Consider the following 10,564-nt stretch of genomic DNA (forward strand, 5'->3'; position numbering starts at 1 on the left):
GGCAAGCCTGCTCCCCGAATGATTACCAGGCGTAACGCGCGCCGAGCGAAAACTCACGACGCGGACCGGGCACCAGCGGGACCTCTTCGAAGTAGGTATTCCACAAGTTGTCCACCTGCGCAGACAACGTGAGGCCCTTCACGCGCGGGACGGAATAATAAAGGCCGAGCGAACTCAGCACGACCTCGTCATTGCGACGGCGGAGCGCATTGGACTCCTGCACGCGGAATTCGTTGTCCATGCGGGCCTCGAAGCCGGCGCCGAGACGGGCCACGATCGCCGCCGTCACGCGATGCTCGGGGAAGTTGAACGCATAAAAACTATCCGTGCCCGGCGCGAGGTAGTCCTCGTTTTTGTGCAGCCAGGAATAGCCAAATACCAGGTCAACGTGCTCGAAGCTGCGGCGGGCCACGCTCTCAAAGCCGAGCGTATCCACATCGCCTTGGGCGGCGATGCGCGCCGCACCCGGCACCAACGGATTAAACGTCCAGTCGACCAGGTTTTCATCCTTACGGAAAAAGACCGCGGTCTTAAAAGTCCAAGCGGACACGGCGGTGTCGGCACCCAACTCGAAGTTTTTCGACTCGGAGCGACCGAGGTTGCGATTGCCACGGAAGAAACCCGCGGCCGAATTCGAATTCAACGCCGTGTAGGTCGGCAGCTGCGTGGCCTCGGCATACGAAACATAGAGACGCTTCAGCGCGCCCTTGTCCTGCAGCAACGCAATCTCCGCCACCGGCGAAACGGCGCTTCCGGAGCGGTTGCTCGCATCGTAGTTGGCACCGCCGGTCAGCACGAGCGAACGATCGGCATCGAGACTGATCGTGTGATCGGCAAACGCACCGGCGTAGCCCTGCGTGCGGTCATCATAACGCCCGCGGGTCGGCGCCACGAACAACGCGGTCGAATCGATTTTATCGGCCACGATGCCGGCGCGATAACGGATCGCCGTCGCTTCTGTGATCGAGGCGCGTCCCTCGAATCCGCCGCCGGTCACATCGGTCTGGTGGATGAAGTTGGCGTTGGGAGCGGCGCGGTTGAACTGATATTCGTCGTCGTTGCGACGGTAGTAAGCACCGGCTTGGAAGTAGTCGCCGTCTGCGCCGTAAGTAATGCGGTGATTCAGCGCGATGAGCGTGGTCTGCAGGTCATCGGTCTCGCGAGAGTTGAACGGTCCGGCGTAAAGCTCACGCCAGCCGATGAATTTATCCTGATAACCGGCGAAGAGATCCGTCTGCGAAACATCATCCGCGAGCTGGATGCGGGCGTTGTAGCGGGTGAGTTCGTGATCACCGAAATCACGCGAACCGTTGGACTCCGAATAGGCGACCGACGCATCGGCCGCGAGCACGCGACCGGCGAGTTTTTTGTCGCTCGTGTAACCGGCGTAGGCCTCGGTGCGCAGGAGATTGTCGCTGCCACCCGCCGCGGAAACGAAGCCGGTGTCACGGATGCGACTCCAGCCGTAAGCCACGCTACCGGCGGTGGCGTTCCAACCGTTGATCGAGTTATCCGCGCCGGTGTTGATCGACGGTGCGCTCAACATCGCCGGAGCCACCGGGAGTTCGCCGAAATAGTGTCCCGTCTGCGGATCGTAGATCGGCAGCGCACCGATGCTGAAGCCGGTGTTCTCAAACGTGCCGCCGCGAATGGAGATGTCGGACTGGCCTTCGGCAAAACCACGCGCCTGCACGTCGACCAGCGGCTCGAAACGCAGCGCGGTGATCGGCGTCGCATAGCTCGCCACCGGATCCTGATTGGCGACATCAGGCGAATACACCGTCACCGGCGAGAGCTCGACCGCATCGGTGACCGGAGCGGAATCCTGGGCTCGAAGAACGAGCGATGAAGCGAGTAACAAGGATGCGATACGCAGGCGTTGCATGAGGCGACGGGTAACGAACCGCTCATCGAGAACAAGCCTATTGTTATCTTTAATTAAATTTAGATTAACAATGAACCCAACCCCGACGCCACGCCTGACATTTACGGCCACAAAAAAACCCGCCGGCGAAGGCGGGTTTAAAATCAAATCAGACGAACAGGGCGTATCAGGCGCCGTCGTTGCCGATCGCTTCGACCGGGCAGCCTTCGAGGGCTTCCATGCAGAGAGCGACATCGTCCTCGGTCTCGGGCTGCTTATGGACAAACGAGTAACCACCTTCATCGTGGCGGCTGAAAAAAGCCGGTGCGGTTTCCCGACAGAGATCGCAATCGATGCATTGCTGATCGACGTAGAACTTACCTGCGGCGTTTTGCTCCCATTTGTCTGCGATATTGGCCATGATCTTCGCAAGAAAGACGAATGACCTAGGCTGTCAAGAGACCAGACGATCCTAGGCGTGAAATCGTCCACCGGCGTCCACCCTTAAAAATGCCGGATCAGGGGGCGTGGCGGCTTGTGTTTACGGTCCCTCGTTCCATCTTAAATCACTGCATGATTTCCGACCGGCCCTACATGCGCGACGACTATGGTCGCCAAAAAACTTCCGTGCTCACCTGGGTGCTTTGCATCCTCGGCGCAGCCTTTGTCGTTCAAAACATCTTCATTCGCTGGCTTAACCGCGACATCTCGGGCGCGTTTATGGACGCGGTCGAGCTCTCCCCTGCCGCCCTCGTTTCGGGCAAGGTCTGGACGCTCTTCACCTACGGACTGATCCACGACCCCGATCAGTTGTTTCACATCATCGGCAACCTGCTCGGCCTGTATTTCATCGGCCGCGTGCTCCTGCCGATCATGGGCTCGCAACGTTTTATTGGACTGCTGGTCGGCGCGGTGCTGGTCGGCGGACTGTGCTGGCTCGCGGTCAACTGGCAGCACGGCGGACACCTGCTCGGCGCCTCCGCGGCGGTATGCGCGCTCTTCGTGGTATTCGCCTGCCTGCAACCCAACCAGCCGATCACGTTCCTGATTTTCTTCATCATCCCCGTGAAGATGAAGCCGAAATACATGGCGTGGGGATTATTGGCTTTCGACCTTTTCGGCCTGCTCTTCTGGGAAATGCCCGGACAACACGGCGACGGCATCGCCCACTCCGCCCACCTCGGCGGCATGCTCGCGGGCTGGGTATATTTCCAAGTCATCCATCAACGCTCCGAATTCTCCTATGGTCGCAAATCCGCCATCGAACTGCCCCGCTGGTTTCGCAAAGCCCGCAAATCCGATGCGCCCCCCGCGTCCTTCAAGGTCAACCTGAGTGGCTCCGCCGAACTGCGCGCCGAAATGGATCGCATCCTCGACAAGATCAACAGCGAGGGATTCCAGTCCCTCACCCCCGAGGAAAAGAAACACCTCGATCAGGCCCGTGACCACCTCAGCCGGCGCTGATCAACCGCATTCCCGTCCCGCGACAGCCGCACCTAATCCCATAACTTTGGAAACTTTTCCCGTCCGGACCACTCCAACACCTTTGATGCACCCGCTCACCCGTTCCGTCCGCTCCCTGTTCGCCGTCGCAGCACTGTCCGTTTTTGCCGCGTGCGGACACGCACAACAACCGGCCGGAACCTTCGTCGCGTCGCCCACCCTCGACATCGAGGCGCGCACGCTGATCCGTTTACTTGAGGAGGTTCACTACAACCGCGACGCCGTCAGCTCCTCCAGTTATGCCGAAGTCATCCCCGACTACATGGCCGCACTCGACGGCCAGCACCTGTTCTTCCTGGACAGCGACAAGCAGTCCTTCATCGAACGCAACAAGCCCGATTCCCTTTATTGGACGATTACCTCCATGGGTAAAATTGATCCGGCCTACAGCATCTTTACCGTCTATCAAAAGCGCGTCACCGACCGCGTTGCCTGGATACAGGAAGCCCTCAAAAAGGACTTCGATTTCAAGACCAACGACACCTATGTGATCGATCGCGCCAAAGCCGTCTGGCCCAACACCGCGGCGGATGCCGACACACTTTGGGAACAACGCCTGCGCTTTGAACTCATCAAAGAGTTGCTCAACAAAAAGCCCATCGATGAAGCCAAGAAGGTCGTGAGCAAACGCTACGATCGCCTCCTCAAAAACATGAGCGACATCGAAAGTTCCGACGTCTCCGAGATGTTCCTCGGCAGCATCACGCGACTCTACGATCCGCACTCCACGTATTTCTCCGCGGATACCTACGAAGACTTCGGCATTCAGATGCGTCTTCAGCTCGTCGGCATCGGTGCCTTGCTCGGTCTCGAGGAAGACCAATGCGTCATCAAGGACATCATCCCCGGCGGCCCGGCCGATCTCGATAAGCAGCTCAAGGCAAACGACAAAATCGTCGCCGTGGCACAGGATGGCGCGGAACCCGTCGAAATCATCGGCATGAAGCTCCGCAAGATTGTCGATATGATCCGCGGCAACAAGGGCACCCGCGTGCGCCTCATCATCGAACCGTCCGAAGGCGGCGGTTCCGCGACCCGCAAGGAAGTCGTGCTCATCCGTAACGTCGTCAATCTCGACTCGTCCCGCGCCCACGCCGCCATCTTCGAAGTGCCCGATGCCGAGGGTAATATTTCACCCATCGGCGTCATCTCCCTGCCCACCTTTTACGGCCCCGACATCTCCAGCGATGGCAAGGCCCAGAACAGCGCCACCAAGGACATCGAGGAGCTCATCGTTCGCCTCAACGCCGCCAAGATCAAGGGCCTCGTGCTCGACCTGCGTCGCAACGGCGGTGGCCTGCTTAGCGAAGCCATTTCCCTCACCGGTCTCTTCATCAAGGACGGTCCCGTCGTTCAGGTGCGCTCGTATTCCGGCGAAATCAAAGTCGATGACGACCGCGACTCCGCAGTCACCTACGACGGTCCGCTTTCCGTGCTCGTCGACCGCTTCAGCGCGTCCGCCTCCGAGATCGTCGCCGGCGCCCTCCAAAACTACGGCCGCGCCGTGATCGTGGGAGACAGTTCAACCCATGGCAAAGGCACCGTTCAAACCGTGCTCGAACTGCGCAACCTGGTTCCACAACTCGCACGTGATGGTATCAAGAGCGGCGCCACGAAGCTGACCGTCCAGAAGTTCTATCTGCCCAACGGCGCATCCACCCAGCTCAAGGGCGTCGTTCCCGACATCATCCTGCCCTCGATCGACGATTATCTGCCCATCGGCGAATCCGATCTTCCGCATGCACTCGCCTGGGACAGCATTCCCAGCAGCCGTTTCGACGGACGCCCGCTGACCGCTTCCATGCTCAGCCCGCTGGCCGCCGCCAGCGCCGAACGACAGAAAAAACTCCCCGAGTTTTCCTACCTGCGCCGCAACATCGACTGGTTCAAAACCCGCCAGGAGCAAAAGGCTGTCTCGCTCAATTTCGATGCGCGCAAGCAGCAGAAAGAGAGCGACCTCGCCTTCAAGAAAACCATGAAGACCGAGCGCAAGCAACTCGCCGCCGGCGACTATAAATTCAACGAGGTCATGCTCGCCCCGCCGGCCCCTCCCCGCCCGAAGCTCGACAAAAAAGACGACGACAATCCCCTCGACGAAGACGACGCCGACCTTAGCACCGACGAAAATCTACGTTATCCCTCGGTCGATATTCCGCTCCGCGAAGCCCTGCGCGTGGTGATCGATCTGCTTAAGGCACCTGCCACGAACACCGCAGTCGGCGATCCCAAGGCACACGCCAAAGTAGCCGTCGTGGCCACGCCCTGATCAAGCTCAGGCCGCCGGCTTGCGGGCAAAAATAAACCGGTCGCGATCCGTGAGGTCACGGCGCGATTCGGTTTCCACAAAGCCTGCTTCCGCGAGCAGGCCCAGCAACTCGGCATGCTGCGCGATCCCCGTCTCCAGCGCCAGTAAGCCGCCGGGGCTCAGGAATTGCCCCGCACCCGCAATGATCGTGCGCAGATCGGCCATTCCTTGATCCGCTGCCGTAAGCGCAGACACCGGTTCATGCACGCGCACCTCAGGTTCGGCGGCCGAGGTTTCTTCGGCGGTCAAATACGGCGGATTCGAAACAATCAGATCATAGGACTCCGCGGGCGTAAGCGCCTCATACCAACTCGAACGGATAAACTGGACGCGATCCGAGAGCTCGAGGAGGCGCCCGTTTTCCGCAGCGAGCGCCAGGGCTTCTTCGCTGTAATCAACCGCCGTCACTGCGGCATCAGCGTAGTGTTTGGCCAAGGCGAGGGCGATGGCACCCGAACCCGTCCCCAAATCGAGAATCCGCATCGCAGTCCCGGCGCAACGCGACGTGACCAGCTCGATGAGCATCTCCGTTTCAGGACGCGGAATCAGTGCGCGCCGGTCCACTTTTAGTTTCAGCCCCGACCACTCCGTTTCGCCGATGATGTATTGCAGCGGCTCGCGCAGACTGCGGCGTTTCACGAGCGGACGGATTTTTTCCAGTTCAGCCTCGGCCAGCACCCGCTCAAATTGCAGATACAGCTGCATGCGTTTCAAACCGAGCGCATGACCCACGAGCAACTCGGCGTTGAGCCGCGCCGACTCAACGCCCTTGGTCGTTAAAAAATCCGTGGTCTTCTGGATGATCTCAAGAAGTGTAAGTGGAGCGGCCATGATAACGGATAGTGGGTGGATGCAGGTTATTCGTCGTCGGACGAACCCGCACGGCGCGGAGTGTAAGGCTGGCCGGTCAACGCGGCAAATTTCTCTTCAAAGTCCGCGCGTTGCAGCGCCTCGATCACGGGATCAATCGCGCCCTGCATGATCTGGGAAAGACTGTAGAGCGTGAGCCCGATCCGGTGGTCGGTCATCCGACTTTGCGGGAAATTGTAAGTGCGGATGCGCTCGCTGCGCCCGCCCGTGCCGATCTGGCTGCGACGTTCGTCGGCATATTTGGCGCGCTCCGCATCTTCCTTCAGCTGCAACAGACGCGAACGCAGCACCGACATGGCACTGGCCTTGTTCTTCTGCTGCGAACGACCGTCCGCGCAATACACCATCATGCCGGTCGGTTTGTGAATGATACGCACGGCCGAGTCGGTTGTATTAACGCCCTGACCGCCGGGACCACTCGCGCGTTGGACGCTGATTTCCAAATCCTGCGGATCGATGTGGATATCGACTTCCTCGGCCTCAGCCAGCACCGCCACGGTGACCGTGGACGTATGAATACGTCCGTTCGCCTCGGTCAACGGGACGCGCTGCACGCGATGCACGCCGCTCTCAAACTTTAGCTGGCGATACACATCCTGGCCGGTGATCAAAAAGCTCACTTCGCGATAACCGCCGCGCTCGCTCAGGCTGCTGCCCATCGGCTCGATTTTCCAACCGCGCTCCTCGGCGTAGCGTTGATACATTCGCGTCAACTCGGCGGCGAACAAAGCGGCTTCCTCGCCACCCGTGCCAGCGCGTATTTCCATGACCGTGTTGCGCGAATCCGCCGCATCCGGCGGGAGCATCGCGCCCAGCACGGCTTCGTGCAGACGAATCCGCGCCGCCTGCAAATCGGGCAGTTCGGCTGCGGCGAGCTCCTTGAGTTCCGCATCGCCTGCGGGATCTTTGAGCAACGCCTGCGCCTCGGCGAGTTCCACGCCCGTCTTCTCGTAGGCCTTATGATCAGCGATGAGCTGGGCGAGCTTTTGCTGCTCGCGTGAAATCTCGGCGGCCTTGCGGGCGTTGGAATAAAACGAAGGCTCCGCCATCTGCGCATCGAGTTCATCGAGGCGACGTTGAAAGGGAAGAATCTCGGGCAGGGAATCCATGCGGAAAGAAAACGATCTGCGTCAGCGCGGGTCTATTTGCGCATTGCGAAGGCATGCAAGAGCGGCTTGCTTGAGCCCACTCAACCAAGAGCTACGGCACGTATGCCTAGCGGTGTTGATATGATGCAATGGCCACGACGCTTTTCACTCAGAACATAATCGCGTGCATCTGGGATTTCGACAAGACCTTAATCCCCGAATACATGCAGTCTCCGTTGTTTCGCCGTTACGGCGTCAACGAGCCCAACTTCTGGAACGAGACCAACAACCTCGTTTCCACGTATCATAAACGTGGCTACCAGCTCTCCAGCGAGATCGCCTACCTGAACCACATTCTCACCCATGTGCTCGCGGGACAAATGGCCGGCCTCAACAACCGCATCCTTCGCCAATGCGGTGCCGACATCAATTTCTACCCCGGCATGCCGTCCTTCTTTGACCGCAGCCGCACGTTCGTCCGCGAGAAAACCGAACACATCAAGCACGAGATCTCGCTTGAACATTACATCGTCAGCACGGGCTTGGCCGAGATGATCCGAGGCAGCGCTGCCGCCCCCGGCGTGGATGGCATCTGGGGCTGCGAGTTCGTGGAGAACCCGCTCCAGCCCGGCTTCCTCAAGCAAAAGGAAATGGATCTCACCGCCGAGGCCGAGATCGCCCAGATCGGCATGGTCATCGACAACACGACCAAGACGAAGGCCATCTTCGAGATCAACAAGGGCACCAACAAGAATCCGTCCATCGACGTGAATTCCAACATCAAGCCCGAGGACCGCCGCATTCCTCTGCAGAACATGATCTACATCGCGGACGGTCCGAGCGACATCCCGAGCTTTTCCGTGGTCAAGAACGGCGGCGGCAGTGCCTACGCGGTTTACAACCCCGATTCGACCGCCGAGTTCGAGCAAAACGACCGCCTGCGCCAAGCGGGTCGGATCGACCATTACGGCCCCGCCGACTACGAGGAAAAGAGCCAGACCTCCCGCTGGCTGCGCCTGCAGATCCACAAGATGTGCGACCGCATCGTGGCCGACCGCGAAGCCGCCGTGGCCCAGCGCGTCTCCCGCCCGCCCCGACACCTCTCGACCACTCCGGAAGAAGAAGCCGCCCGTCAGGCCGGCAAGGGTCCGCGCCAGACGTCGTTTATCGACGAGACGCCCTGAGGGATACCAGACGTCCGATTACCTTCCCACTGATTCAGCGCTCCATGAGTTAAAGTCATAAAACAAAAAAGCCGGCTTCTCTTTCGAGAAGCCGGCTTTTTTAAAGACCGATTACGTCTGGCTGGAAGGGCTGGCAATAGTCGGATCAATTACATTGGTATCGCTGTTGTTATCTTTGGTTTCAGATGTAGAGCCTTCTTCGGCGGCTTGGGATGCTTCGACAGGGCCCACGCTGCCATCAGACTGAACGGTGACCTGTTGACCAGGGAGAACCGTGACTTGGCCGCTAGGCGTGTTGAAGATGACAGCTCCGGCCGTGACCTTGAGCGTGACAACGCCAGAGGGAGAAACGGTGACCACGTAGACCGTGCCACGAGCAGCGGCAACGCCCTTCGGCGTGCGGATGGAGTAGTCGTTGATGGCCTTCTTGGAAGGATCGAGCTTGGAAACGACGTTGCCGACCTTGAGGTCAATCACGGCGCTCTGCTTGGTGACCGCGCCACCATCGGTGGTGAGGGACAGCTTGCTCAGCTCAGCAGTGGTGCTGGGCTTGATGGTGGTGGTGGAACCGGAGAAAGCACGCAGCTCAACCTCGGATGTGTCCGAAGTGGTGATGACGGTGCCTTGTGCGAGTTTGTCGCCAACCTTGATGGCGGATTGCTGACCACCGACAGTCGCAACAGGCGAACCGGTGACTTTAAGCACAACCGCTTCAGAGGCGGCTTCGGCAGCTTGAGCACACACGGCGGTCAGGCTGACGATAGCAGCGATGAACAGGGAATAGATCGATTTTTTCATTTTAGAGAGTTTGTCCTAGTAGAATTTGAATACTGCTGGCGATATGTAAAACACAGAGCGCATTCACAGCAAGCAAGAAGGCGGGCGAGAGGAAAATAACTGAGCCCGATCACTCCATCAACGTTAAGCCTTAACCTTAGCTGCACTTGGAAATCTTTAGCTCATTGTCGCCACGCAAACGGAACCCGTCAGGCCAGACTATTCCGCAATTCCAACACCCTGCGACGTAGATCACCGGCAAATATCTTCCTGTCAGCAATCGAACTCTTCAGGGGATCTCCCCACGCAACTCGCGCATTCACCCATGGCAGCGTCGTGAAATTCCACAAGTGCGGTGCCAGCGTCATGTCGCCCCACCAGCACACTTCATTTTGCACTGATCGCCCGGCAGGCACCGCGTAAACCAGCCCTGCCGGCACCACCAACCAATCGTTGCACACCGCCGGCTCCAGCAACGATGCCTTGAACGGCAGCACGTCCCGCCCGTCCGTCGTCGTTCCTTCCAAAAACAAAACAATCGTCAGCCCCGCCGCCATTACCGGACCGATCTCCTCGCCGATCCGCGCCACGTCGCCGCGCCGGCTGCGGTCGATGAACCGCGTCCCCGCCTTCTCCGCAAACCACCCGAACAGCGGCCAGCTCCGCACTTCCTTCTTCGACACAAAAACCACCGGCGTCAGCGATGCGATCACCAGAATATCGAGATAACTCATGTGGTTTGCCACGATCACCGCGCCGTGCGCCGGTTCGCCTCGTGACTCCACTTTCACCGCGAGCACGCGCAACGACCGCCGGCAGGTCAGCTGCAACCACCGCGCCTTGCTCACCGCATCTTTACGCTTCGATCCGCACACCGCATACGTTACCGCCCCCCACGCGATCACCGAAAACAACGCCACCAGCCGCCCCGCCCCGCGCACATTGTTCCAGAGTGTTGCCATCGTCGTCAGTG

At 59.5% G+C, this 10,564-nt stretch carries 9 protein-coding genes; 3 read left to right on the forward strand and 6 right to left on the reverse strand.

Annotation, left to right across the window (positions count from 1 at the left end):
• Positions 1-22 precede the first annotated feature (22 nt).
• Positions 23-1,885: a TonB-dependent receptor gene (locus FPL22_RS03980; protein ID WP_144228809.1), complete on the reverse strand. Its 1,863-nt coding sequence runs from the start codon at positions 1,883-1,885 to the stop codon at positions 23-25.
• A 166-nt stretch (positions 1,886-2,051) separates the two neighbouring features.
• Positions 2,052-2,285: a ferredoxin gene (locus FPL22_RS03985; protein ID WP_144228810.1), complete on the reverse strand. Its 234-nt coding sequence runs from the start codon at positions 2,283-2,285 to the stop codon at positions 2,052-2,054.
• 152 nt (positions 2,286-2,437) lie between these two features.
• Between FPL22_RS03985 and FPL22_RS03990 the strand changes: the two genes are divergently transcribed.
• Together FPL22_RS03990 and FPL22_RS03995 are read left to right on the forward strand one after the other, a co-directional pair.
• Positions 2,438-3,328, forward strand: a complete 891-nt coding sequence (locus FPL22_RS03990) for a rhomboid family intramembrane serine protease (protein WP_162525184.1) — start codon at positions 2,438-2,440, stop codon at positions 3,326-3,328.
• An 85-nt stretch (positions 3,329-3,413) separates the two neighbouring features.
• Positions 3,414-5,633: a carboxy terminal-processing peptidase gene (locus tag FPL22_RS03995; RefSeq protein WP_144228812.1), complete on the forward strand. Its 2,220-nt coding sequence runs from the start codon at positions 3,414-3,416 to the stop codon at positions 5,631-5,633.
• A 6-nt stretch (positions 5,634-5,639) separates the two neighbouring features.
• Here the strand turns inward: FPL22_RS03995 and prmC are convergent, their stop codons facing one another.
• Positions 5,640-6,503, reverse strand: a complete 864-nt coding sequence (gene prmC, locus FPL22_RS04000; RefSeq protein ID WP_144228813.1) for a peptide chain release factor N(5)-glutamine methyltransferase — start codon at positions 6,501-6,503, stop codon at positions 5,640-5,642.
• Between the two features lie 26 nt (positions 6,504-6,529).
• Positions 6,530-7,651, reverse strand: coding sequence for a peptide chain release factor 1 (gene prfA / locus FPL22_RS04005; RefSeq protein ID WP_144228814.1), 1,122 nt, complete (start codon positions 7,649-7,651; stop codon positions 6,530-6,532).
• Positions 7,652-7,779: 128 nt separating this feature from the next.
• Here prfA and FPL22_RS04010 point away from each other — a divergent pair, with 128 nt between their 5' ends.
• Positions 7,780-8,814 carry a haloacid dehalogenase-like hydrolase gene (locus tag FPL22_RS04010; RefSeq protein WP_144228815.1) on the forward strand — a complete coding sequence of 345 codons (1,035 nt, stop codon included), beginning with the start codon at positions 7,780-7,782 and terminating at the stop codon, positions 8,812-8,814.
• A gap of 111 nt (positions 8,815-8,925) precedes the next feature.
• Here the strand turns inward: FPL22_RS04010 and FPL22_RS04015 are convergent, their stop codons facing one another.
• Both FPL22_RS04015 and FPL22_RS04020 read right to left on the reverse strand, forming a co-directional pair.
• Entirely contained in the window at positions 8,926-9,612 is a 687-nt protein-coding gene (locus FPL22_RS04015) for a FecR family protein (protein ID WP_144228816.1), read from the reverse strand.
• Between the two features lie 188 nt (positions 9,613-9,800).
• On the reverse strand, positions 9,801-10,553 hold the full coding sequence (locus FPL22_RS04020; RefSeq protein ID WP_144228817.1) for a lysophospholipid acyltransferase family protein: 753 nt from the start codon (positions 10,551-10,553) through the stop codon (positions 9,801-9,803).
• Positions 10,554-10,564 lie beyond the last annotated feature (11 nt).

The organism is Rariglobus hedericola, from assembly GCF_007559335.1.
Classification (GTDB): Bacteria; Verrucomicrobiota; Verrucomicrobiia; order Opitutales; family Opitutaceae; genus Rariglobus; species Rariglobus hedericola.

Coding starts and splice junctions, on each gene's coding strand:
- FPL22_RS04015 (WP_144228816.1), bottom strand. CDS start 9,612: ATGAAAAAATCGATCTATTCCCTGTTCATCGCTGCTATCGTCAGCCTG.
- prmC (WP_144228813.1), bottom strand. CDS start 6,503: ATGGCCGCTCCACTTACACTTCTTGAGATCATCCAGAAGACCACGGAT.
- FPL22_RS03985 (WP_144228810.1), bottom strand. CDS start 2,285: ATGGCCAATATCGCAGACAAATGGGAGCAAAACGCCGCAGGTAAGTTC.
- FPL22_RS03980 (WP_144228809.1), bottom strand. CDS start 1,885: ATGCAACGCCTGCGTATCGCATCCTTGTTACTCGCTTCATCGCTCGTT.
- FPL22_RS03990 (WP_162525184.1), top strand. CDS start 2,438: ATGATTTCCGACCGGCCCTACATGCGCGACGACTATGGTCGCCAAAAA.
- FPL22_RS04020 (WP_144228817.1), bottom strand. CDS start 10,553: ATGGCAACACTCTGGAACAATGTGCGCGGGGCGGGGCGGCTGGTGGCG.
- FPL22_RS04010 (WP_144228815.1), top strand. CDS start 7,780: ATGGCCACGACGCTTTTCACTCAGAACATAATCGCGTGCATCTGGGAT.
- FPL22_RS03995 (WP_144228812.1), top strand. CDS start 3,414: ATGCACCCGCTCACCCGTTCCGTCCGCTCCCTGTTCGCCGTCGCAGCA.
- prfA (WP_144228814.1), bottom strand. CDS start 7,651: ATGGATTCCCTGCCCGAGATTCTTCCCTTTCAACGTCGCCTCGATGAA.